Source organism: Pseudomonas marincola (assembly GCF_900682675.2).
Lineage (GTDB): Bacteria > Pseudomonadota > Gammaproteobacteria > Pseudomonadales > Pseudomonadaceae > Aquipseudomonas > Aquipseudomonas marincola.
In genome coordinates this window covers 2,899,434-2,921,433 of the sequence record NZ_LR215729.2, presented here as the reverse complement: position 1 = coordinate 2,921,433, position 22,000 = coordinate 2,899,434, and the positions used below count along the sequence as shown (strand labels likewise).

The window sequence follows — 22,000 nt, the reverse complement described above, 5'->3', positions numbered from 1 at the left end:
CAGACCGGCGGAGCGTTGGTTTACTCAACATCGACCAGAACAATTTCGGTGTCTTCACTGGCGCTGACGCTGATGGTTTGGGTGTCGCTTATCGCAACCCCGTCACGTGCCTTGGCGGCCACGCCATTTACGCTGTATGCACCAGTTGCCGCCACCAGATACACCTTGCGGCCCTCTGCAATCTGATAATCCGCCGAATGCCCGGCCTTGATTGTCGCGGCCACAACCCGGGCGTTGGCCCGAATTGAAAGAGCATCGCTGTCCTCGGGGTTACCGCTCGCCAAGGTGACAAACTGGCCAGCGCTCAGCCTTCGGGAAAGGCTTGGCACCCCAGGATGGCGCTGAGTTGAACTGATTGGGCATTATCCAGATCTGAAATATCTGGGTGGTCTCATCCTCAAGGTTGTATTCGCTGTGGGTGATACCGGTGCCGGCACTCATGACCTGAACATCACCGGCTTCGGTACGGCCTTTGTTGCCGAGGTTGTCCTGGTGAGTGATAGCGCCTTTACGTACATAGGTGATGATTTCCATGTCGCGGTGCGGGTGCGGTGGAAAGCCTGTTTGCGGCGCTATTTCATCATCATTCCATACACGTAACTGGCCCCAGGCCATGCGCTTAGGGTCGTAATATTCGGCAAATGAGAAGTGATGACGAGCGGCCAACCAGCCGTGATTTGCACCACCTAATTGCTCAAACGGGCGAACTTCGATCATTGGTATATCCTCATCACTTGATGTCGGCAGTGGATTCAACCGACCCCTTAGTTGGGTTGAGCGCTATCTTCCGTCAAATTGATTCGATATAAAATGCTGAATATTTGCGTATTAATATCTATTAATTAGATTATTTGTCAGCGCTGTCCTTGCCCGCATCTGCGCCAGTGGCCGTGACAAGAGGAGGATTCATGCAGGAACGCAAAGCGTTATTGATATTGCATGGCAAGAAGGCCATGGACCCCGAAGTGCGCGCCGCCGTGATGGCCAAGCGCAAAACTGGCTGGCACATCGATGTGCGGGTTACGTGGGAGGCGGGCGATGCAGCGAGAATCGTCAACGAGGCGCTGCAAGATGACTACGCAACGCTGATTGCTGGCGGCGGTGACGGCACCTTGCGTGATGTCGCCGAAGCCATGGCGCTGCAAGATACCCGCGTGAGCCTGGCCCTGTTACCGCTGGGCACGGCCAATGACTTTTGCGTGGCCGCGGGCGTGCCGCTCAATCCGCATGCTGCGCTGAAACTTCTCGACAAGGCGCCCCAGCGTATCGATCTGGGCGACCTCGACGGTCAGCTGTTCCTTAATATGGCCACCGGCGGTTTTGGCTCGACCGTGACAGCCAACACCCCGGAAGATCTTAAAGCCGCGCTGGGTGGGGCAGCGTACTTCCTCACCGGGCTTAGCCGGTTCGCCGAAGTGCACAGTGCATTCGGCCGTTTCACCGGTCCGGATTTCGAGTGGCAGGGCGAGTTTCTGGCGCTGGGTATCGGCAATGGCCGGCAAGCGGGCGGCGGGCACGTGCTCTGTCCGAAAGCGCGAATAGACGACGGCTTGCTGGATGTTTGCATTGTTCCGGCCCAAGCGGATGCGGTGAGCACCTTGGGCACCATGCTCAATGGCACGCTGAATGGAGTTGAAAGTGTTTCGCTGAGTGCGCGTCTCGCCTGGCTGGAAATTGAAGCAGATGAAGGGCTCGACGTTAATCTCGACGGCGAGCCGCGTTCGGGTCGCAAGATGCGCTTTGTCGCGCGGCCCGCGGCGCTGCGAGTGCACCTGCCAGCCGGCTCAGACTTGCTTTCGAATTAAGGCAGCGGCAATTGCAGCATGCGTTGGCGCAGTTGTTCGACGCGTTTACGGTTCACTCCCAAATCGGAATAGCCGAGGCGGGAGGCCGAGCGCACCTGCACCGCGCTGGCGGTAATCATGAACTCGACATCGTCCACAAAACGCAGCAAGTCACTGGTGTACTCGGCGCGCAGATACGACGTATCCTGATCGACAAGGCGTGCACCGGGCTGGCTGTTAATCAGTTTCAGCAAGGTCTCGCGGGTGTTCTCGGCGCTGCCAAGCAGCGGCAGCGGGTCTACTTTGTGGTCGGCATCACTGGCTTGGCTGCTGACGCAGTTGGGCGAGCTGGGGCAGGGCGCCAATTGACCATCATGAACACCCAGATTTTCAGCTGGCGTGCCGCTGCAGGCGCTGAGCAATAATGTGCACGCTAATAGCAGGCCTTTAGGCAAATGTTTGCCAGCGGCCCGAAACTTAATTTTTTGCAGGCGGGGATCTGTTGTCATGATGCGTCTCTCGGCGTTGTATCGCTACCCAATGAAATCTGCCGCAGGGCAGTTGCTTGATAGTAGCAGGGTCGGTTTACTTGGGTTGCAGGGTGATCGCCGGTGGATGGCGGTGGATGCCGAGACTGGGCGCTTCCTGACGCAGCGCTTGCTGGCGCAGATGACTCAGATGAATGTTCACTGGCGCGGCGAGGATGGCGTACTGCTGACGGCGCCGAATATGCCTGAGCTGTTCGTCGCGGTGCCGACCGGTGAAGACGCTTTGCGCGGCGTTACCGTGTGGCGCGACAGTTTCCGTGTGCCGGATGCCGGTGATGAGGCCGCCGCGTGGGTTAGCCGTTTTCTCGGGCGTGACTGCCGCTTGGTATATGTGCCTGAGGCGCGTGCCCGGCAAGTGGACAGCGGTTTTGGCGAGGCGGGCGACAAGGTGGGTTTTGCCGATGGTTTTCCGTTGCTGCTGATCGGGCAGTCCTCGCTGGATGATTTATCGGCGCGGGTTGGGCGTGAACTGCCGATGCTGCGTTTCCGGCCGAATCTGGTAATTACCGGCGCTGAGCCTTATGCCGAAGACAGCTGGAAGCGTATTCGCATTGGCGAAATCGAATTTCGGGTGGCCAAGGGTTGCTCGCGCTGCATCATGACCACGCTCGATCCGGCCACGGGTGAGCGCAGCGCTGATCGCGAACCGTTGACCACTTTGAAGACTTATCGTGAGCGCGAAGGCGAAGTGTATTTCGGCCAGAACCTGATTGCCGATGGTGCAGGTGAGTTGCAGGTGGGAATGACGGTCGAGGTGCTTGAGTAAAGAAATCAGGTGCGGCTTGCCCGCACCTGATCTTTTGCGTTTTGTCGGTTATTGCTGGTCGTCGAAGTAGCGCTCGTTCCAGCCAATCAGTGGTTGCGGCAAGTTGAGTTTCTTGCCGTAAATCACCGCGTAAGTCAGCACGTTCTGCACGTACTTGCGGGTTTCATCGTAAGGAATATTTTCCACCCAGACGTCATACGCCAGGTGGTCGCTGCCTCGTAGCCACTGACGCACCCGACCAGGCCCGGCGTTGTATGCCGCCGTGGCGAGCACGCGGTTGCCATTGAACTGGCCGTAAATCTGGTTCATGTACGCCGCGCCCAGCTGGATATTGGTGTCGGGCACCAAGACCTGATTCGCTGAGCCCAGCGGGATGTCGTAACGACGCGCCGTCTCTTTGGCGGTGGCCGGCATCAGCTGCATCAACCCCATTGCGCCAGCCGGTGAGCGTGCATCGGCCATAAACGCACTTTCCTGACGGGTAATGGCAAATACCCAGCTGGAATGCAGGCCGCGTTTCTTGGCTTCGCGGGTGAGTTCCTGGCGATAGATCACCGGGAAACGTACATCCAAATCGTCCCAGTATTGCGCTTGGCCGAGCGTGCGGATGGCTGGGAAATACCATTGCATCGAATAGGCCAGACGCGCCTGGGCAACCAGTTCTTCGCGGCTGAAGCGGCGGCTTACGTGATACCACTCGCGGCGGCCGTTGACGATTTCGCCACGGTCATGAAACTCCAGCGCCCGCTGAATGCCGGGCGTGTTGCGTACCTTGGCGACGACGCTGGGGTCGAGCTTCATTGGCTGGTTATTCAGCGAATAGGGCAGTTTGACCTGATCGGCCGCCATGAAACCGTAAAAGTCGCGCTCGGTGGCGAGGCTGCGATACAGCTTGGCCGGCTCGGTACTGTTCGGCTCCGCGAGTTGCAGGCTGCGGGCCTGCCAGTAGCGCCAGCGGCTGGTCTGAGCCAGTTCCTTGGGCATGTTCTCGGTCAGCTTGTGGGCTTCATCCCAGCGACCAAAACGCAGCAGCAGGCGTGCGCGCCATTCACTGACGTTGTCATCACGCATGTCCGGATCGTATTTGGCCATGACCGGCAAGGCGCGCGGGTCGAAGTTCTTAGCCATTGATAAGCCAATCGAACGGGCAATCGCCAGCTTTTCGGATTCAGAAAAATGCATGCGCGAACTGTAGCCATCGAGCAGGCTCAGGGCTTTTTCCGGGTCCTGGCGAGCCAGACGGCGCAGGCCCAAACCCACCACGTCGGCCATTGCTGCATCGGCGGGCAGGAAACGATTGGTCTGGCTGAGAATTTGCGGCTTCTGCGCCACATCGACCATCAGTTGCGCGCGACCGCCGAGGGTTGGCATGGTTTTGCTCAGGTATGTGGCCAGACCGTAGTTGCCTCGCTCAACCGCCAGTTTGGCGCGCTGCCAGCGCAGATCCTCTGTGAGCTTGCCGGTCGCAGCCCATTGCTCGAACATCGGGTCACAGGCGTTGGGTTGCGACTTGCCGACCAGCCAGAGTTTCTTCGCCGTGGCATCGCCTTCTTCAAGCATGCCGTGGCTGAGCTGATACTGGCCGTGCAGGCAGTCGAGCTCAGTGAAATTCAGCGAAGGATCGTAATAGGTTTCGAAGGTCGCCCAATCGCCGCGTTGGGCAAGCCAGCGCAACCAGCGCAGCTTCATCCAGCTGGCCTGAGGCAAATCACCATGCTTGGCGAGGAACGCTTCGATTTCCTGATTGCTGGCGCTTTTCAGGCGGGCGGTCAATTCGTCGTACGCCAGATAGGGTGTCAGCGGGTAGCCGCTGAGGGCGCTGGCGTAACGGCGATACGGGCCGTCGTCGCCCTTGGCCAGAGCACGTTTGGCCTCATCATAATATTGACGTTGCTGGCTGAGGCTCGCAGCCTGAGCCGATGCGATTGAACTTAAAGAGAGAACAATGCAAGAAATCAGAGTGAAAGGGCGACAGAACATGACTCTTCCTGAGTTGGCATGTGGGGCGCACGCTGAACATAGCGCCGAATGACCCTAGCTTAGCTGTTTGCTGGGGTCGGACGAAAGGCAGATGGTCGGCTTAACGTGTAAAGGCGGAAAAATGCCCGGGTAGGCTTGCGCTATCTCGGGTAGAATGCGCGCCCAGTTTTGCTGAGCGTGTTGCGCCGGCAACTATTAGTTTTCGCGATGGCCTCCCTCGGCTTCAGCGGTTCTGCGGCTTAGGTGCATTCAAGCGCAGTAACCCATCAGGCCAATGTCATCGCCGCACTGTTGAGGCTTGTTATGACCCTGCTTAAGTTCACCGATATCTCCCTGGCCTACGGCGCATCGCCGCTGCTGGACAAGGTGTCTTGGCAGATTGCCCGTGGCGAACGCGTGTGCATCATTGGCCGCAACGGCACGGGCAAGTCGAGCATGCTCAAATTGGTCAAGGGCGATCAGAAGCCCGATGACGGCGCTGTATGGCGCGCGCCCGGGCTGAAAATCGGCGAGCTGCCGCAAGAGTTGCCGGTCGCCGATGGCCGCACTGTATTTGATGTGGTGGCCGAAGGTCTGGATGGCGTGGGTGCGTTGCTCGCCGAATACCATCACCTCAGCCAGAACATTCAAAGCGATGCCGATCTGGACAAGCTCATGCATGTCCAGCAAGACCTCGAAGCCCGTGACGGCTGGCGCTTGCAGCAACTGGTCGACAGCACTTTGAGCCGCCTGCAATTGCCGGCCGACAAAACCCTGGCCGAACTGTCGGGTGGCTGGCGCCGTCGCGTGTTGCTGGCGCAGGCGCTGGTATCCGAGCCGGATTTGCTGTTGCTCGATGAGCCCACCAACCACTTGGACATTGGTGCAATCGCCTGGCTGGAAGAGGCTTTGACGGGGTTTCAGGGCGCAGTTCTGTTCATTACCCACGACCGTTCATTTCTGCAAAATCTGGCCACGCGCATCCTTGAGCTGGACCGTGGCGGCCTGATCGACTGGAATGGCGATTACGCCAGCTTCCTCGTGCATAAAGAAGCAACACTGGCGGCTGAAGAGACAGCGAATGCGCTGTTCGACAAGCGTCTGGCCCAGGAAGAAGTGTGGATTCGTCAGGGCATCAAAGCCCGTCGCACCCGTAACGAGGGCCGTGTTCGTGCCCTTAAAGCATTGCGTGTTGAGCGCAGTGAGCGCCGCGAGCGTACCGGCAAGGCCAACATCCAGCTGGAAACTGCCGAGAAGTCAGGCAAGCAAGTCATGGTGCTGGAAGACGTCAGCTTTGCGCATCCGGGCGGCCCGTTTCTGGTCAAGGATTTTTCGATGGTGCTGCAGCGTGGCGACCGGATTGGTCTGCTGGGCGCTAACGGTACCGGCAAAACCACCCTGTTGAAGCTGATGCTGGGCGGCCTGCAGCCTACCAGCGGCAGCGTTACCGAAGGTACGCGCATTGATGTGGCGTACTTCGACCAGCTGCGTCATCAGCTGGATCTGGAAAAAACCGTAATCGATAACGTGGCTGAAGGTCGCGACTTCATCGAGATCGACGGCCAAAACCGTCACGTGCTCAGTTATCTCGGCGACTTCCTGTTCAGCCCGCAGCGTGCCCGCACGCCGGTTAAAGCCCTGTCGGGTGGTGAGCGTGCGCGCTTGTTGCTGGCCAAGCTGTTCAGCAAGCCCGCCAACTTGCTGGTGCTCGATGAGCCAACCAACGACCTCGACGTTGAGACCCTTGAACTGCTTGAAGAAGTTTTGCTGACATTCCCGGGCACTGTGCTGATGGTCAGCCACGACCGGGCATTCCTCGACAACGTAGTGACCAGCACTTTGGTGTTTGAAGGTGAAGGCCGTGTGCGTGAGTACGTCGGTGGTTATCAGGACTGGCTACGTCAGGGCGGTTCGGCACGTTTGCTGGGCGTCGGTGAAACCAAGTCTGGCAAGGCAGAACTGGCCTCGGCCGTGGTTGAGGCGCCAGTTGAGCCAGCTGCTCCGGTGGTTGAGCAGCCAGCGCCGGCGAAAAAGAAATTGAGCTATAAGCTGCAGCGTGAACTGGAAGCAATTCCGGGGCAGATCGATCAGTTGGAAGCCGAGCTGACTGCGCTGCAGGAGCAGATTTCTGATCCGGCGTTTTATCAGCAAGCCGCCGACAAGACCGCCGCCGTACTGGCCACAGTAGAGACCAAGCAGGCTGAGCTGGATGCGCTGGTTGAGCGTTGGGCGGAACTGGAAGGCTGATCAGGCTGCCCGCCTGCGGGGAGCAGGCGGGTGGAATCTACAAAGCGCTTATGAATCTTTTTTCAGGCGTACCGCGAGTACATCGCAAGGTGCGCCGTGCAGCACGTCATTGGCGGTCGAGCCAAGCAGCAGGGCGAGGCCGTGACGACCGTGGCTGCCGACGATGATCAGGTCGCAGCCTTGCTCTTCAGCAAGCTTGTGGATCTCCTGACGCGGCTGGCCGTAGGTCAGGTGGCGTTGCTCGGCCAGCAGCTGCGGGTATTTGGTCGAGAATGCATCAAGGCGCTCGCGAGCCTGATCAAATTGTTGCTGTTGCAACATCGACAGGTCCATCGGCACATCGCCACCAAAGGCCATCGCCATTGGCTCTACAACGTGAACCACCGACAGCTTGGCATGCGTGCCATCGGCGAGCGCTACTGCACGTTTCATTACCGGGTCGCACTCTTCGGTTAAGTCGACGGCGACCATAATATGCTGGTAGGACATGGGGAACTCCTTATAAGAGTGACCGATAGTAATAAGTATGGCTGTTTTATTCACCTTACACAGGCATTTCTCAATGGGCTACATGCAATGAACTTTTGGATAATACTAATCTTGCTTTTTTGTGTGTTGAGCCCGTTCGCAATGTTGATGCCTTCGCGCCGGTTGCGCGGGCGCATGGATGTCCGCACCGAAGCCCGGCGAATGGGCCTCTTCATGCAGCTTTCACGGCAAGAGTGGCCTTACTGGTTGGAAAATAAACCGCTCGATTCCTGCCCGCAATATCACCGTTCACGCCTGCGTGGGCGGCGCGAGCATTGGTGCTTTTGGCAAGATGGCGCTGGTAATTGGCTTAATCAGTGGCGTGAGCCATGTGCGGACCCAGCACTGGCGGCCGCGTTGGCCGAGTTGCCGGCGGATGTTTATAAAGCAGAAGCCAATGCGCAGATGGTCGGTATTTGCTGGGGCGAAGCCGGCAAGCCGGGCGATTTGGAGAAAATCGCCACTTTCTTAAAGGCGCATGCCTAGCCCAAGGCAGCGGTTGCGTAATTTATTAGCGCAAAAGAAAAAGCCCAGTGCTGCCACTGGGCTTTAGGGTTGGCCAGGCAGGCCGGAATTCTTTTTCAGCGAAATCTTCGCTTTCAATTTTGCACGGTAGTCAACAGCGGCTGTTTCAACGGTCAGCGTTGGCGACCGTGCATTCACTTTAGACGCAATTGAAACATTGTGCGTCGAGGACTGTCCCAAACTTACAGGGATGTCCAAAGCCAAGATCAGGCAGTCAGCCATTATGGCATAGCCCGCTGAGACAACAAAGCCGTGCTGCGTGTGGCTGCTAGCAGATTGATCAGGTTCCGTCCGGGCTCTGCGGCGTTGTTCGGAAAATTGCGCTGGTAACGGCTGGTAAATATGAAATAGTGCTTCATTGCCATTGATGATAATGCTTTTGAAGCAATTGCAGAGCAGCCTGAAACTGCAAATTACAGCGCTATGAAGGATTGGAGTCGTTGTGTGGCAATTGACAATCACGGGGTTTTCCGTGAAGGTGTGCTACCCAAATCAAACGGGCGTATGAATTGACCGTTTGCCTGAATAAGGCAAGGTCACTTGTTCCGAATATCGCGTCGGCGGGTGTTCTGGGCAATTAGCGACTTTAAGGGTTTTTACCCGCACGCTGGTTGGTCAGTAGGCACCGATGTGTACTGTTTAGCTTCCATACCGTGGAGATCAGTTGATGATTTACGAAGGTAAAGCCATCACGGTTAAGGCTCTTGAGAGTGGCATCGTCGAATTGAATTTCGACCTCAAGGGTGAGTCCGTCAACAAGTTCAACCGTCTAACCCTTAACGAGCTGCGTCAGAGCGTTGATGCAATCAAGGCCGATGGTTCGATCAAAGGCGTGATTGTTACCAGCGGCAAAGACGTATTCATCGTCGGCGCCGATATCACCGAGTTCGTTGAAAACTTCAAGCTGCCTGATGAAGAGCTGGTTGCCGGCAACCTTGAAGCCAACAAGATTTTCAGCGACTTCGAAGACCTCAATGTTCCGACAGTTGCAGCCATCAACGGCATCGCACTGGGCGGCGGCTTCGAAATGTGCCTGGCTGCGGATTACCGCGTCATGTCGGCCACCGCTAAAGTCGGCCTGCCAGAAGTTAAGCTGGGCATCTACCCGGGCTTCGGCGGCACTGTGCGCCTGCCACGCCTGATCGGTACTGATAACGCCATCGAGTGGATTGCTGCGAGCAAAGAAAACCGTGCTGAAGACGCCCTCAAAGCAGGCGCTGTCGATGCTGTGGTTGCTCCGGACAAGCTCCAGGCCGCAGCTCTGGACCTGATCAAGCGCGCCATTTCCGGCGAGCTGGATTTCAAGGCCAAGCGTCAGCCGAAGCTGGACAAGATCAAGCTCAATGCGATTGAGCAGATGATGGCATTTGAAACCGCCAAGGGTTTTGTTGCCGGTCAAGCTGGCCCGAACTACCCGGCGCCGGTTGAAGCGATCAAAACCATTCAGAAAGCTGCAAACTTCGGCCGCGACAAAGCGCTGGAAGTTGAAGCTGCAGGCTTCGTCAAACTGGCCAAGACTTCGGTCGCTGCCAGCCTGATCGGCCTGTTCCTGAACGATCAGGAACTGAAGAAAAAAGCCAAGCACCACGACGAAATCGCCAAAGACGTGAAACTGGCTGCCGTACTCGGCGCTGGCATCATGGGCGGCGGTATCGCCTATCAGTCGGCTGTAAAAGGCACGCCGATCCTGATGAAGGACATCCGTGAAGACGGTATCCAGACTGGCCTCAACGAAGCGTCCAAGCTGCTTGGCAAACGCGTTGAGAAAGGCCGTCTGACTCCGGCGAAAATGGCTGAGGCGCTTAACGCTATTCGTCCGACCATGTCTTACGGCGATTTCGGCAACGTCGATATCGTTGTAGAAGCCGTTGTCGAGAACCCGAAGGTCAAGCAAGCCGTATTGGCTGAAGTTGAAGGCGTGGTGCGTGAAGACGCCATTCTGACCTCCAACACCTCGACCATTTCCATCAGCTTGCTGGCCAAGGCCCTCAAGCGTCCGGAAAACTTCTGCGGCATGCACTTCTTCAACCCGGTACACATGATGCCGCTGGTTGAGGTTATTCGTGGCGAGAAGTCGGGCGACGTGGCTATCGCGACTACTGTTGCCTACGCCAAGAAGATGGGTAAGACCCCGGTTGTGGTTAATGATTGCCCAGGCTTCCTGGTCAACCGTGTACTGTTCCCGTACTTCGGTGGTTTCTCCAAGCTGCTTGAGTTCGGCGTTGATTTCACCCGTATCGACAAGGTCATGGAAAAGTTCGGCTGGCCAATGGGCCCGGCGTACCTGTCTGACGTTGTCGGCATCGACACTGGCCACCACGGCCGTGACGTAATGGCTGAAGGCTTCCCGGATCGCATGGCTGTAGAAGGCCGTACCGCGGTAGACGTGATGTACGAAGCCGATCGCCTTGGCCAGAAGAATGGCAAAGGTTTCTACGCTTACGAGACTGACAAGCGCGGCAAGCCGAAGAAAGTCGTTGATCCGCAGTCGTATGAGCTGCTCAAGCAGATCATCCGCGAAGAACGCGAACTGACTGACGAAGACATCATCAATTTCATGATGATTCCGCTGTGCATGGAAACCGTACGCTGCCTCGAAGACGGCATCGTGGATACCGCTGCCGAGGCCGATATGGGCCTGATCTACGGTATTGGCTTCCCTCCATTCCGTGGTGGTGCGCTGCGTTACATCGACAGCATTGGTGTTGCCGAATTCGTTGCCCTGGCCGACAAGTATGCCGAACTGGGTGCGCTGTACCAGCCGACCGAAAAACTGCGTGAAATGGCTAAAAACGGCCAGAAGTTTTTCGGTTAATAGCGGACAGATTAAAGCGAGAGTAAAACGATGAGCTTGAATCCAAGAGATGCAGTGATTGTCGACTTCGGTCGCACCCCGATGGGGCGCTCCAAGGGCGGCATGCACCGTAACACCCGTGCCGAAACAATGTCGGCGAACCTGATTCGCGGCCTGCTGGACCGTAACACCAAGGTCGATCCGGCTGAAGTCGAAGACGTGATCTGGGGTTGCGTAAACCAGACCCTGGAGCAGGGCTGGAACATCGCGCGCATGGCGTCGCTGATGACCCAGATCCCGCACACCAGCGCCGGCCAGACGGTCAGCCGTCTGTGTGGTTCTTCCATGAGCGCGCTGCACACTGCTGTGCAGGCGATCCAGACCGGTAACGGCGACGTGTTTGTGGTCGGCGGTGTGGAGCACATGGGCCACGTTGGCATGATGCACGGCGTCGATCCAAACCCGCACCTGTCGCTGTACGCGGCAAAAGCCTCGGGCATGATGGGTCTGACTGCTGAAATGCTCGGCAAGATGCACGGCATCACCCGTGAGCAGCAGGATGCATTCGGCGAGCGTTCGCATCGTCTGGCGCACAAAGCGACAGTCGAAGGCAAATTCAAAGACGAAATCATCCCGATGCAGGGTTATGACGAGAACGGCTTCCTGAAAGTGTTCGACTACGACGAGACCATTCGTCCGGAGACCACCCTGGAAAGCCTGGCTACATTGCGTCCGGCGTTCAACCCGAAAGGCGGCACCGTGACTGCGGGTACTTCTTCGCAGATCACTGACGGCGCTTCCTGCATGATCGTGATGTCCGCTCAGCGTGCACAGGATCTGGGTATCCAGCCGATGGCTGTGGTTCGCGCCATGGCTGTTGCGGGTGTTGATCCGGCGATCATGGGTTACGGCCCGGTTCCGTCGACCAAGAAAGCCCTGGCTCGTGCTGGCCTGAGCATCGGTGACATTGATTTCTTTGAACTCAATGAAGCCTTCGCAGCCCAAGCTCTGCCTGTGTTGAAAGACCTGAAAGTGCTCGATCAGATGGAGCAAAAGGTCAACCTGCACGGCGGCGCGATTGCACTGGGTCACCCGTTTGGTTGTTCCGGAGCCCGTATCTCCGGTACCCTGCTCAACGTCATGAAGCAAAATGGCGGCACCTTGGGTGTTGCTACTATGTGCGTGGGCCTCGGTCAGGGTATTACGACTGTCTTCGAACGCGTTTAAGCGTTAGCTGGCATCAAACCGGGGCCAAGTGCCCCGGTTTTTGTTTGTCCGGCGTCAGATTTTTTTCAAGGATTATCACGATGGATTTGCAACCCGGACTGTATCGCCATTATAAAGGCCCCGAGTATCGCGTTATCGGCGTGGCCAGGCATTCTGAAACACAAGAGCAGGTCGTGGTCTATCAAGCCCTGTATGGTGAATACGGGATTTGGGTGCGTCCGCTGGAAATGTTCTGCAGTCACGTTACAGTTGAGGGTGAAAGTGTCCCTCGATTCGCTCTGGTTGAGGCGCATGCGCCACTTTTCGACCGTCCCTGAGTCACTGTCGCGCAATTACTGTGCTTGACCTCGGCTCTATCGCCACTATATATAGCGGTGCCACGTCAGGCGGATGCGCCTTTCAAATTTTTCGAACTTCAGGAATCTTCTGATCCATGGGTAAATCGCTGGTCATCGTGGAATCCCCGGCCAAGGCCAAGACCATCAACAAGTACTTGGGTAACGAGTACGTGGTGAAGTCGAGCATCGGCCATATCCGAGACCTGCCTACCAGTGGTTCGGCTAGTGCGGCTAAAGAGCCCGCCAAACGCGGTAAGGCAGCTTCAGAGGCGCCAGTATTGACGCCCAAGGAAAAAGCCAAGCGTCAGCTGGTGGCGCGCATGGGGGTTGATCCGGAAAACGGCTGGAAAGCCCATTACGAGATCCTTCCAGGCAAAGAAAAGGTCGTCGACGAACTGCGCCGACTCGCTAAAGAAGCCGACACCATCTATCTCGCAACCGACTTGGATCGCGAGGGGGAAGCCATTGCATGGCACCTGCGCGAATCCATTGGTGGTGATGACAGCCGCTACAAGCGGGTGGTGTTCAACGAAATTACCAAGAAAGCCATTCAAGAGGCGTTCTCCAAGCCGGGCGATCTCGACATCAATCGAGTCAATGCCCAGCAGGCACGGCGCTTCCTCGATCGCGTCGTGGGCTACATGGTCTCGCCGCTGTTGTGGGCGAAGATCGCGCGTGGCCTGTCGGCCGGCCGTGTGCAGTCGGTAGCGGTGAAGCTTGTTGTTGAGCGCGAGAAAGAGATTCGCGCTTTTGTCCCGGAAGAGTACTGGGATGTGCACGCTGATCTGGCCACTGGCAACAAGGACACCGTGCGCTTTGAAGTGGCCCGTGAGAATGGCGCTGCCTTCAAGCCGCTCAACGAAGCACAGGCCATGGCCGCCGTTGAGGCGCTCAAGTCGTCCAGCTACAGCATTGCCAAGCGCGAGGACAAACCGACCAGCAGCAAGCCGTCGGCGCCGTTTATTACGTCCACCTTGCAACAGGCTGCCAGTACGCGCCTGGGCTTTGGTGTGAAGAAAACCATGATGATGGCCCAGCGTTTGTACGAAGCGGGTTACATCACTTATATGCGTACCGACTCGACCAACCTGTCGGCCGACGCAGTGAGCATGGTGCGTGACTTTATCGTGGGTGAGTACGGCAAGGAGTACCTGCCAGAAAAGCCTAACGTTTACAGCAGCAAGGAAGGCGCACAAGAGGCGCACGAAGCGATTCGTCCGTCCGACGTCAACACCAAGCCGACTCAGTTGAGCGGCATGGAGCGTGATGCTGAGCGTCTTTACGAATTGATCTGGCGCCAATTCGTGGCCTGCCAGATGCCGCCTGCCAAATACCTGTCGACCACGGTCACCGTGGCTGCAGATCGCTTCGAGCTGCGCGCCAAGGGCCGTATCCTCAAGTTTGACGGTTACACCCGTGCCTTGCCACAAGTCGGCAAGCCTGGCGATGATGGCGTGCTGCCGGACATGGCTGAAGGCGAGGTGCTCAAGCTGCTCAAGCTCGATCCGGCTCAGCACTTCACCAAGCCACCGGCGCGTTACTCTGAAGCCAGCCTGGTTAAAGAGATGGAAAAGCGCGGTATCGGTCGCCCGTCAACTTACGCGGCGATTATTTCGACGATTCAGGACCGTGGCTATGTGGCCATCCACAATCGGCGTTTCTACTCCGAGAAGATGGGCGACATCGTTACCGAGCGCTTGAGCGAAAGCTTCTCCAATCTGATGGACTACGGTTTCACCGCGAGCATGGAAGAGAACCTCGACCATGTGGCGCAGGGTGAACGTCAGTGGAAACACCTGCTCGACGAGTTCTACGGCGACTTCAAGAAGAAGCTTGAAGTGGCAGCCGATGGCGACAGCGGTATGCGTGCCAACTCGCCAACGCTGACTGATATTCCGTGCCGCGAATGTGGCCGTCCGATGATGATTCGCACCGCCTCGACCGGCGTGTTCCTCGGTTGCTCGGGCTACAGCCTGCCGCCGAAAGAGCGCTGCAAGTCGACCATCAACCTGGTCCCAGGCGATGAAATTGCTGCGGACGATGAGGGCGAGTCGGAATCGTTGCTGTTGCTCAGCAAGCATCGCTGCAAGATTTGCGACACGGCGATGGATGCCTACCTGCTCGACGAAACCCGCAAGCTGCACATTTGCGGCAATAACCCGGATTGTGCGGGTTATGAAATCGAGATGGGGCAGTATCGCATCAAGGGCTACGAAGGCCCGAGCCTTGAGTGCGACAAGTGCGGCAGCGAGATGCAGTTGAAGACCGGTCGTTTTGGCAAGTTCTTCGGTTGCACCAACGCGGAATGCAAGAACACCCGCAAGTTGCTGCGCAGCGGTGAGCCGGCGCCACCCAAGATGGATCCGGTCAAAATGCCGGAACTCAAGTGCGAGAAGGTTAACGACACGTACATTCTGCGTGACGGCGCTTCCGGGCTGTTCCTGGCCGCAAGCCAGTTCCCGAAGAACCGTGAAACACGTGCGCCGCTGGTCGCTGAGTTGATCCCGCATAAAGACGAGATCGACCCGAAATACCACTTCTTGCTCGACGCACCAAAGAAAGACCCGGAAGGGCGTCTGTCTGTAGTGCGCTACAGCCGCAAGACCAAAGAGCAATATGTCCAGACCGAAGTCGACGGCAAGCCGACTGGCTGGAAAGCGTTCTTTGATGGCGGCAAGTGGAAAGTCGAAGACAAGAAACGCTGATCAATAACGCGCGCCAGTTCGTCGCTGGCGCGCGTATATTGAACTGATCCGCAGTGGAGGGCGCCAACATGGCGAGCGAACTTTACACCCGCACCAATCAAAAAATCTTCTATGCCGGGCTCTCGCTGGAGTCGTTGCGCAAGGCCGAGGCTGGCCAGGCGATCAATTCTCCGGCGTTGATTCAGGCTGAGCGTGAATCGGCTCTGTTTCACTTGTACGGCGCGCTGCTTGGGCTGTGCCATGAAGTGGCAGGTTTCTACCGGCTGCCACAAAGCAATGCGCCGCGCGCCGAAATTCTGCTCGATAAAGCCTTGCTTGAAGCAGCGCCGAGCCCTGAGTTTGCAGAGCTGGTTGAGCTTGCCGGGCAATCTGAAACCTGGCTGGCACAACTACTAAAAGCCTATGCCGATCTCTTTGTGCCGCAACAAACGGTCAGCAAGGCTAAAGTAGACCCGACTACGCCGCTAATCACTTCGGTGACACTTGAAGAAGAGCCGGTCGAGTTGAGCAGTGCCGAGCTTGAGGTGTGGCGTCAGGAATTGAAGTCGTTGGCACGACGCTTTCGCGAGTCGCTGACTGAGTGGTAAACAGCGATTTGATCGGCGGGCTAGGGTGAGTCTCGGTCGCCTGTTACAATAATTGGCTAACTTGGAGATTCATACTTATGCCTACCTCGTTTCTGGAAATCGTTGAACTACCTGACGGCCGCATTGCTCTGCGTCGCGCAGAGGATGAAGAGTCGCTGGTAGTGCTCGATTTCTCTGAGGAAGCCAAGACCTTTCTGCAGGGCCAGCACGTAGAAGTGGCCAAGGCCATGCTCAATGTGGGCGTGCAGATGGCCGGTCATCTTGCTGAAAACGACTTTCAGCACGATGAAGGTCCGCGCGTACTGCACTGATTTAATCGGCAGAGTACACACAAAAAAGAGCAGCCTCAGGGCTGCTCTTTTTTGTTGCGGCAATGATTAAGCGGGTTCAGCCAAGGCTGATATTCAGGCTCTGCGCGGCGCCTTCTTTGGCGGCGGCTTCAAGCAACAGACGGGCTTTACGTTCCAGCGGATGTAGCCAGCTGATCACGGTATGGCTGCGGCCCAGACGCAGTGTTTCCTGAGCCAGCTGCAAGGGCGTCTGCTTGCTGCGCGGGTGCAGCAGCAAGATGCGCTCGCGATTGAGGCCAGCGTCGCGTAGCCACGCTTGGGTGAGGCTTGCTGGTGGCGCAATCAGTGTCAGCCAGCGTTGCTCGTTGTTTTCGCTCAGTTCTCGCAGCATTGGGGCGAGCAGGTTCAGGCAGGATCCAGCGGCTCCGCGTAGGGAAATTTCACTGAATGCTTCTGGTGTTTCCACTCGCTCGATGTGCGCAGGTGCTTCAGGCACCAGAGCAGGAGCTGGGAGAAACGCATCAAACAGTGGCAATTGTGTGCGGTTGTGCGACTGTGGAAACTGCATGAGAACTCCTCTAGCGGCGTATAACGCCGACGCTCAATCCTTCGATAACCAATTCTTGTTGTTCAAGGTCGACTTCAATTGGCTGGAACTCAGGGTTCTCAGCAATCAGCCAAACGGTATTGCCCTGGCGCTTGTAGCGCTTAACGGTGACTTCATCGCCGATCCGGGCGACCACGACCTGGCCGTTGCGGGCCTCACGCGTGGTGTGAACGGCTAGAAGATCACCGTCCAGAATGCCGATGTCCTTCATACTGGTGCCATGCACGCGCAGCAGATAATCGGCGCGCGGATGAAAGAACGCCGGGTTGATCTTGCAGGATTCTTCGATGTGCTGTTGTGCCAGAATAGGCTCGCCCGCAGCGACCCGGCCAATGACTGGCAGGCCGTCTTCTTCATTGGGTTCAAAACCCGGAATACGGATGCCGCGAGAAGCGCCCGGCGTCATTTCGATGGCCCCTTTACGGGCCAGTGCCTTAAGGTGTTCTTCGGCGGCGTTGGGCGACTTGAAACCGAGCGCCTGAGCGATTTCTGCCCGGGTAGGCGGGAAGCCGTTGTCTTCGATGCAGCGCTTGATGAACTCAAGGATCTCGGATTGGCGTGGCGTCAGCTTAATCATTTCTGGGCTCTGTCTTTTTATACAGTGACTGGGATTATATACAGTAGATCGAGCTTGGCAATAATCCTTTTTCACTGTTGCCATGACGTCGCCCGAAATCAGTGTTACTTGCAGGTTGTGTGAAGCGTCTCGTTATTATCGGTGTGGACTTTGCTATAAAGCTTGTTATTCACTTATGTGATGATTGAAGTTGTAGCTTGACAAGCTGTTCATCTAATACGTATGTTTCAAACAAGTGTTTGTCAGGTATTCGTTTATGGCACAGTCAGAAACCGTAGAGCGCATTCTCGATGCGGCCGAGCAACTGTTCGCCGAGAAGGGTTTTGCCGAAACGTCTTTGCGATTGATCACCAGCAAGGCTGGAGTCAATCTGGCGGCGGTTAACTATCATTTCGGCTCGAAGAAAGCCTTGATTCAGGCTGTGTTCTCACGCTTCCTCGGTCCTTTCTGTGTCAGCCTTGAGCGTGAGCTTGACCGACGTCAGGCCACACCGGGCTACAAGGCTACCCTTGAAGAGTTGCTCGAGTTGTTGGTCGAGCAGGCGCTGGCCGTAAAGCCGCGCAGTGGTAATGACCTGTCAATCTTCATGCGCTTGCTTGGCTTGGCATTCAGCCAGAGTCAGGGCCACTTGCGTAAGTACCTTGAAGAAGTCTACGGCAAGGTTTTCCGTCGCTACATGCTCCTGGTTCATGATGCTGCGCCACGCATTCCGCCGCTTGAGCTGTTCTGGCGCGTGCACTTCATGCTCGGCGCCGCCGCGTTCAGCATGTCCGGTATCAAGGCTTTGCGCGCTATGTCGGAAACCGATTTCGGGGTTAATACGTCGCTCGAGCAGGTCATGCGCCTGATGGTGCCTTTCCTCGCTGCCGGCATGCGTTCGGAAACCGGCGTGTCTGATCCTGCATTGGCGGCCGCGCAACTGATTCCCCGTGCCAAAGGCTCAAGCGCAACCGCCAAGGTTTAAGCGCTCACGGGTGGGCGCGCTGGCTTTGTTCCGCTAAGCTAGCGCGCATGTCTACTGTTAACTTTCTACATATCTCTCTGGCTGATCAGACGCTCTACGGTTTTTCCGATGAAGCGCTGGTTGTACGCTTGCCTGTGTCCACTGCCCTGAATGGTGCTGGCGAACTCAACGGCTCCGGTTGCACGCCGCGTGGCCTGCATGTGGTGCGCGCCAAAATCGGCGCAGGCCTGCCGGAAGGTGCCGTGTTGCGTGGCCGCCGCTGGACCTCCGAGGTCTGGTCTGCAGCGCTCGCCGAGCAGTTCCCGGGGCGCGACTGGATTCTCAGCCGCATTCTCTGGTTGAGCGGCTGTGAGCCCGGGCGTAATCGTTTGGGCAAGGTGGATACCTTTCGTCGTTATATCTATTTGCATGGCACGCCGCCCACTGAACCCATGGGTGTTGCGTTGTCTCATGGCTGCATCCGGCTGCGTAATCCCGACTTGATCGGTCTGTATGACAGGGTCTCGGTCGGTTGCCGCGTTTTGATCGATGAGGCGCCGTGTCCGCAATGGGCGCAGGCGTCACTTACTTAAGGAATATTTGTGAGCTCAAGCATGCAAGGTTCACTGATGCTGGACATCGACGGTACCTGGCTGACGGCCGAGGACCGGCAAATTCTGCGTCAGCCCGAAGTCGGTGGACTGATCTTATTTGCCCGCAACATCGAAGACCCGCGTCAGGTTCGCGAACTGTCGGCAGCTATTCGCGCAGTTCGCCCGGATATTCTGCTGGCCGTGGATCAAGAGGGCGGTCGCGTTCAGCGTTTGCGTCAGGGTTTCGTGCGCCTGCCTGCCATGCGCGCCATTGCCGATAACAGCAACGCGGCTGAACTGGCTGAGCATTGCGGCTGGCTGATGGCCACTGAAGTGCTGGCTGTCGGGCTCGATTTAAGCTTTGCGCCGGTGCTTGACCTCGATCACCAGCGCAGTGCAGTGGTGGGCAGCCGCGCCTTTGAAAGCTCGCCGCAGCGCGCTGCCGAGTTGGCGGGTGCATTTATTCGCGGCATGAATCAGGCGGGTATGGCGGCAACCGGCAAGCATTTCCCGGGGCATGGTTGGGCTGAAGCCGATTCGCATGTGGCTATTCCGGTGGATGAACGCAGCCTTGAGCAAATACGCGCTGAAGATATGCAGCCTTTTACCCTGCTCGGCAATCAACTGGCCGCCGTCATGCCGGCCCACGTTATTTACTCGCAGGTCGATAACCAACCGGCAGGTTTCTCCAAACGCTGGCTGCAGGAGATCCTGCGCGGCGAACTGGGCTTCAAAGGCGTGATTTTCAGTGATGACCTGTCCATGGCGGGCGCTCACGTGGCGGGCGATGCGGCGAGCCGTATCGAAGCTGCATTCAGTGCCGGTTGCGACATGGGCCTGGTGTGTAACGATCGTGCCGCCGCCGAGCTGGCGTTGAGCGCAGCCCAGCGCTTGCAGGTTGTTGCGCCGGATGGCTTGGCGCGCATGCGTCGCCAGGCATTCCCCGGTGTTGAATGCCGCCAGCACCCACGCTGGTTAAAGGCCATTAACGCGCTGCGTAGCGCACAATTAATCGAATAAGGGGCGCTTGATGACTGTTTACGCCATCATTGGCGGTACGGGCCTGACCCAGCTGGAAGGCCTGACAATTACGGCTGCATTGAACATGGACACGCCGTACGGCGCGCCATCGGCTCCGGTGCTGCGTGGCGAATACGCCGGGCGTGAAGTGTTGTTTCTGGCGCGTCACGGCCATCCGCACCGTATCCCGCCGCATCAGGTCAACTATCGGGCCAACATCTGGGCACTGAAGCAGGCAGGCGCCGAGGCGATCATTGCCGTCAATGCCGTGGGCGGCATTCACATGGCCATGGGCACCGGGCACTTCTGTGTGCCGCATCAGGTGATTGATTACACCTCGGGCCGCGCACACACCTTCTTTGAAGGCGAGCTCGATCACGTGACCCACGTTGATTTCAGCTACCCGTACGATGAAAAGTTGCGTGAACTGTTGATCGCCGCGCTTGCTGCCGAACACTGTGAATTCAGCAGCCACGGCGTTTATGGCGCCACTCAAGGCCCGCGCCTCGAAACAGTAGCCGAGATCGCCCGCATGGAGCGTGATGGCTGCGATATCGTCGGCATGACCGGTATGCCTGAGGCCGTGTTGGCGCGTGAGGTTTCTCTGCCGTATGCGTGCCTGTCGCTGGTGGTGAACCCGGCAGCGGGCAAGACCACCGCGTTGATTACCATGGCCGAGATCGAGCGTGCGCTTGAGCAGGGTATGGGCAAAGTTAAAGCTGTATTGGCCAGAGTGCTGAGCTGATAGCGTTCAGGTTTTGATTTGCATAAAGGCCCGCTTGCGGGCCTTTATGCTGTCTGGGGTGTGAGTTTTATGGGCTGTTAATCCGACGGAGGTTGGAGTCCGCATCGCGGCTTCCGACATGGCGGTCTCTGGGTTGGCGCGGGATTTATGCTGCGGTTGCGAGGGTTATGACGGATTGCGATGCTGCGCACGCTATCCATCCTCCGCACGATATCCATCGTTCGTACGTTACCCAGCTGTCGGTGGGTTTTTTGGGTTTTGAATTGATTGGCTGTTAATCCAATGGAGGTTGGAATCCGCATCGCGGCTTCCGACATGGCGGCCTGCGGGTTGGCGTGGGATTTATGGTGCGGCTTCGAGGGTTATGACGGGTTGCGATGCTGCGCACGCTATCCATCCTCCGCATGCTATCCATCGTTCGTACGTTACCCACCTATCGGCGGGTTTTTTGGGTTTTGAATTGATCGGCTGTTAATTCAATGGAGGTTGGAATCCGCGTCGCGGCTTCCGACATGGCGGTCTGCGGGTTGGCGTGGGATTTATGGTGTGGTTGCGGGGGTTATGACGGATTGCGATGCTTTGCACGCTATCCATCCTCCGCACGCTATCCATCGTTCGTACGTTACCTTCCAACCGCTGGGGTTTCGGCCCGGGCTTGCGATTGCTTTGCCCGGGCGGGGGGTTAGCGGATGCGGATCAATATGCCGAGGCTTTGGTAGTCGATGAAGGTCAGTTTGCCGCGGGTGACGGGTGAGCCGGTTTTCTTGATGTGTTCGCTGGCGCTGACCAGGCCGCTGGAGTCGAACTGGTTGACCCACAGCTGCGTGTCGACCTTGAATGTGCGCCCCTGGCTGAATGTCAGCGTGCCTTCGACTGGGTAATGCCCCAGTTGCTGCTCGCCGTTGGAGATCGCTACGCTGTTTGGTGTCTCGCTGATGGGTTGGCTCCAGGCTTGATGCAGCAGCACTTCATAACCGTTTTCAGGGCTGAGCTTGGCCGCCTCTTGGTTCAGTGCGGTTTCGCGTGATTGCTCTTTGCTGATGGCCATGGCGCCGGCGCTCCAGCCTTCCGGCGCGAGCTTGCTCGAGGGGATAGGCTCGCCCGGCTGGCGGAATACGATGACCTCAACCTTGTAAGTATCATTGGCGCTCACAGGCGCGGACGCTAGCGTCAGAAGGGTGAGAGCGAGTAAGGCAGCACTTTGAAATGCGCGCATG

Annotated in this window: 21 protein-coding genes and 1 pseudogene; 14 read left to right on the top strand and 8 right to left on the bottom strand. The window is 57.4% G+C overall.

The features are described 5' to 3' along the window. Window positions 1-20: 20 nt before the first annotated feature. Window positions 21-717, bottom strand: a pseudogene (locus PMYSY11_RS13610) (pirin family protein). Window positions 718-908: 191 nt separating this feature from the next. Here PMYSY11_RS13610 and yegS point away from each other — a divergent pair. After that, window positions 909-1,805, top strand: a complete 897-nt coding sequence (gene yegS, locus PMYSY11_RS13605; RefSeq protein ID WP_150549504.1) for a lipid kinase YegS — start codon at window positions 909-911, stop codon at window positions 1,803-1,805. On the opposite strand, the gene PMYSY11_RS13600 is transcribed toward yegS, so the two are convergent. Beyond that, window positions 1,802-2,293 (bottom strand): DUF1499 domain-containing protein, encoded by a 492-nt coding sequence (locus tag PMYSY11_RS13600; RefSeq protein ID WP_150549503.1) that lies wholly within the window; start codon window positions 2,291-2,293, stop codon window positions 1,802-1,804. The genes yegS and PMYSY11_RS13600 overlap by 4 nt on opposite strands. Here PMYSY11_RS13600 and PMYSY11_RS13595 point away from each other — a divergent pair. Further along, a complete protein-coding gene (locus PMYSY11_RS13595; protein ID WP_150549502.1) occupies window positions 2,292-3,098 on the top strand; it encodes an MOSC domain-containing protein in 807 nt (268 codons plus the stop codon). The two genes, PMYSY11_RS13600 and PMYSY11_RS13595, sit on opposite strands and share 2 nt — an antisense overlap. 48 nt (window positions 3,099-3,146) lie before the next feature. Here PMYSY11_RS13595 and PMYSY11_RS13590 read toward each other — a convergent pair whose 3' ends face one another. Continuing rightward, window positions 3,147-5,078, bottom strand: coding sequence for a transglycosylase SLT domain-containing protein (locus tag PMYSY11_RS13590; RefSeq protein ID WP_150549501.1), 1,932 nt, complete (start codon window positions 5,076-5,078; stop codon window positions 3,147-3,149). A 303-nt stretch (window positions 5,079-5,381) separates the two neighbouring features. Between PMYSY11_RS13590 and PMYSY11_RS13585 the strand changes: the two genes are divergently transcribed. Continuing rightward, a complete protein-coding gene (locus PMYSY11_RS13585; protein WP_150549500.1) occupies window positions 5,382-7,304 on the top strand; it encodes an ATP-binding cassette domain-containing protein in 1,923 nt (640 codons plus the stop codon). A gap of 48 nt (window positions 7,305-7,352) precedes the next feature. Here PMYSY11_RS13585 and PMYSY11_RS13580 read toward each other — a convergent pair whose 3' ends face one another. Then, window positions 7,353-7,793 (bottom strand): universal stress protein, encoded by a 441-nt coding sequence (locus PMYSY11_RS13580; protein WP_150549499.1) that lies wholly within the window; start codon window positions 7,791-7,793, stop codon window positions 7,353-7,355. Window positions 7,794-7,880: 87 nt separating this feature from the next. Here PMYSY11_RS13580 and PMYSY11_RS13575 point away from each other — a divergent pair, with 87 nt between their 5' ends. Further along, window positions 7,881-8,318 (top strand): hypothetical protein, encoded by a 438-nt coding sequence (locus tag PMYSY11_RS13575; protein WP_069898859.1) that lies wholly within the window; start codon window positions 7,881-7,883, stop codon window positions 8,316-8,318. Window positions 8,319-8,381: 63 nt separating this feature from the next. On the opposite strand, the gene PMYSY11_RS13570 is transcribed toward PMYSY11_RS13575, so the two are convergent. After that, a complete protein-coding gene (locus PMYSY11_RS13570; protein ID WP_150549498.1) occupies window positions 8,382-8,819 on the bottom strand; it encodes a hypothetical protein in 438 nt (145 codons plus the stop codon). A gap of 205 nt (window positions 8,820-9,024) precedes the next feature. Here PMYSY11_RS13570 and fadB point away from each other — a divergent pair, with 205 nt between their 5' ends. The 6 genes from fadB to PMYSY11_RS13540 all read left to right on the top strand — a co-directional run bounded on the left by fadB (window position 9,025) and on the right by PMYSY11_RS13540 (window position 16,319). Next, entirely contained in the window at window positions 9,025-11,172 is a 2,148-nt protein-coding gene (gene fadB, locus PMYSY11_RS13565) for a fatty acid oxidation complex subunit alpha FadB (RefSeq protein WP_150549497.1), read from the top strand. 30 nt (window positions 11,173-11,202) lie between these two features. Further along, complete coding sequence (gene fadA, locus PMYSY11_RS13560) at window positions 11,203-12,378, top strand: acetyl-CoA C-acyltransferase FadA (RefSeq protein ID WP_069898855.1); 1,176 nt, start codon at window positions 11,203-11,205, stop codon at window positions 12,376-12,378. 80 nt (window positions 12,379-12,458) lie between these two features. Further along, window positions 12,459-12,695, top strand: coding sequence for a DUF1653 domain-containing protein (locus PMYSY11_RS13555; RefSeq protein WP_069898853.1), 237 nt, complete (start codon window positions 12,459-12,461; stop codon window positions 12,693-12,695). Between the two features lie 116 nt (window positions 12,696-12,811). Continuing rightward, window positions 12,812-15,421 carry a type I DNA topoisomerase gene (topA, locus tag PMYSY11_RS13550; protein ID WP_150549496.1) on the top strand — a complete coding sequence of 870 codons (2,610 nt, stop codon included), beginning with the start codon at window positions 12,812-12,814 and terminating at the stop codon, window positions 15,419-15,421. A gap of 68 nt (window positions 15,422-15,489) precedes the next feature. Continuing rightward, window positions 15,490-16,008 (top strand): DUF6586 family protein, encoded by a 519-nt coding sequence (locus tag PMYSY11_RS13545; RefSeq protein WP_150549495.1) that lies wholly within the window; start codon window positions 15,490-15,492, stop codon window positions 16,006-16,008. A 77-nt stretch (window positions 16,009-16,085) separates the two neighbouring features. Beyond that, window positions 16,086-16,319 (top strand): hypothetical protein, encoded by a 234-nt coding sequence (locus PMYSY11_RS13540; protein ID WP_069898849.1) that lies wholly within the window; start codon window positions 16,086-16,088, stop codon window positions 16,317-16,319. A gap of 76 nt (window positions 16,320-16,395) precedes the next feature. Here PMYSY11_RS13540 and sulA read toward each other — a convergent pair whose 3' ends face one another. Both sulA and lexA read right to left on the bottom strand, forming a co-directional pair. Next, window positions 16,396-16,866: an SOS-induced cell division inhibitor SulA gene (gene sulA, locus PMYSY11_RS13535; RefSeq protein ID WP_090508555.1), complete on the bottom strand. Its 471-nt coding sequence runs from the start codon at window positions 16,864-16,866 to the stop codon at window positions 16,396-16,398. Window positions 16,867-16,876: 10 nt separating this feature from the next. Then, the gene (gene lexA, locus PMYSY11_RS13530; RefSeq protein ID WP_069898845.1) at window positions 16,877-17,482 is read right to left on the bottom strand and encodes a transcriptional repressor LexA; all 606 of its coding nucleotides are present in this window, start codon (window positions 17,480-17,482) and stop codon (window positions 16,877-16,879) included. A gap of 256 nt (window positions 17,483-17,738) precedes the next feature. Between lexA and PMYSY11_RS13525 the strand changes: the two genes are divergently transcribed. From PMYSY11_RS13525 to PMYSY11_RS13510, 4 genes are read left to right on the top strand one after another with little or no spacing between them, the layout of a single operon-like run. Then, complete coding sequence (locus PMYSY11_RS13525; protein WP_069898843.1) at window positions 17,739-18,446, top strand: TetR/AcrR family transcriptional regulator; 708 nt, start codon at window positions 17,739-17,741, stop codon at window positions 18,444-18,446. Window positions 18,447-18,493: 47 nt separating this feature from the next. Continuing rightward, entirely contained in the window at window positions 18,494-19,018 is a 525-nt protein-coding gene (locus tag PMYSY11_RS13520; RefSeq protein ID WP_150549494.1) for a L,D-transpeptidase, read from the top strand. A gap of 21 nt (window positions 19,019-19,039) precedes the next feature. Continuing rightward, window positions 19,040-20,038: a beta-N-acetylhexosaminidase gene (gene nagZ, locus PMYSY11_RS13515; RefSeq protein ID WP_172970692.1), complete on the top strand. Its 999-nt coding sequence runs from the start codon at window positions 19,040-19,042 to the stop codon at window positions 20,036-20,038. A gap of 10 nt (window positions 20,039-20,048) precedes the next feature. Then, window positions 20,049-20,783: an S-methyl-5'-thioinosine phosphorylase gene (locus PMYSY11_RS13510; protein ID WP_150549492.1), complete on the top strand. Its 735-nt coding sequence runs from the start codon at window positions 20,049-20,051 to the stop codon at window positions 20,781-20,783. Window positions 20,784-21,465: 682 nt separating this feature from the next. Here the strand turns inward: PMYSY11_RS13510 and PMYSY11_RS13505 are convergent. Further along, window positions 21,466-21,999 carry a CsiV family protein gene (locus PMYSY11_RS13505; RefSeq protein WP_150549491.1) on the bottom strand — a complete coding sequence of 178 codons (534 nt, stop codon included), beginning with the start codon at window positions 21,997-21,999 and terminating at the stop codon, window positions 21,466-21,468. Between the last annotated feature and the right edge of the window lies 1 nt (window position 22,000).

Bases quoted from the DNA above. Each gene is read 5' to 3' on its own strand.
- yegS (WP_150549504.1), top strand. From the start codon at position 909: ATGCAGGAACGCAAAGCGTTATTGATATTGCATGGCAAGAAGGCCATG.
- PMYSY11_RS13595 (WP_150549502.1), top strand. From the start codon at position 2,292: ATGATGCGTCTCTCGGCGTTGTATCGCTACCCAATGAAATCTGCCGCA.
- PMYSY11_RS13600 (WP_150549503.1), bottom strand. From the start codon at position 2,293: ATGACAACAGATCCCCGCCTGCAAAAAATTAAGTTTCGGGCCGCTGGC.
- PMYSY11_RS13590 (WP_150549501.1), bottom strand. From the start codon at position 5,078: ATGTTCTGTCGCCCTTTCACTCTGATTTCTTGCATTGTTCTCTCTTTA.
- PMYSY11_RS13585 (WP_150549500.1), top strand. From the start codon at position 5,382: ATGACCCTGCTTAAGTTCACCGATATCTCCCTGGCCTACGGCGCATCG.
- PMYSY11_RS13580 (WP_150549499.1), bottom strand. From the start codon at position 7,793: ATGTCCTACCAGCATATTATGGTCGCCGTCGACTTAACCGAAGAGTGC.
- PMYSY11_RS13575 (WP_069898859.1), top strand. From the start codon at position 7,881: ATGAACTTTTGGATAATACTAATCTTGCTTTTTTGTGTGTTGAGCCCG.
- fadB (WP_150549497.1), top strand. From the start codon at position 9,025: ATGATTTACGAAGGTAAAGCCATCACGGTTAAGGCTCTTGAGAGTGGC.
- fadA (WP_069898855.1), top strand. From the start codon at position 11,203: ATGAGCTTGAATCCAAGAGATGCAGTGATTGTCGACTTCGGTCGCACC.
- PMYSY11_RS13555 (WP_069898853.1), top strand. From the start codon at position 12,459: ATGGATTTGCAACCCGGACTGTATCGCCATTATAAAGGCCCCGAGTAT.
- topA (WP_150549496.1), top strand. From the start codon at position 12,812: ATGGGTAAATCGCTGGTCATCGTGGAATCCCCGGCCAAGGCCAAGACC.
- PMYSY11_RS13545 (WP_150549495.1), top strand. From the start codon at position 15,490: ATGGCGAGCGAACTTTACACCCGCACCAATCAAAAAATCTTCTATGCC.
- PMYSY11_RS13540 (WP_069898849.1), top strand. From the start codon at position 16,086: ATGCCTACCTCGTTTCTGGAAATCGTTGAACTACCTGACGGCCGCATT.
- sulA (WP_090508555.1), bottom strand. From the start codon at position 16,866: ATGCAGTTTCCACAGTCGCACAACCGCACACAATTGCCACTGTTTGAT.
- lexA (WP_069898845.1), bottom strand. From the start codon at position 17,482: ATGATTAAGCTGACGCCACGCCAATCCGAGATCCTTGAGTTCATCAAG.
- PMYSY11_RS13525 (WP_069898843.1), top strand. From the start codon at position 17,739: ATGGCACAGTCAGAAACCGTAGAGCGCATTCTCGATGCGGCCGAGCAA.
- PMYSY11_RS13520 (WP_150549494.1), top strand. From the start codon at position 18,494: ATGTCTACTGTTAACTTTCTACATATCTCTCTGGCTGATCAGACGCTC.
- nagZ (WP_172970692.1), top strand. From the start codon at position 19,040: ATGCAAGGTTCACTGATGCTGGACATCGACGGTACCTGGCTGACGGCC.
- PMYSY11_RS13510 (WP_150549492.1), top strand. From the start codon at position 20,049: ATGACTGTTTACGCCATCATTGGCGGTACGGGCCTGACCCAGCTGGAA.
- PMYSY11_RS13505 (WP_150549491.1), bottom strand. From the start codon at position 21,999: ATGCGCGCATTTCAAAGTGCTGCCTTACTCGCTCTCACCCTTCTGACG.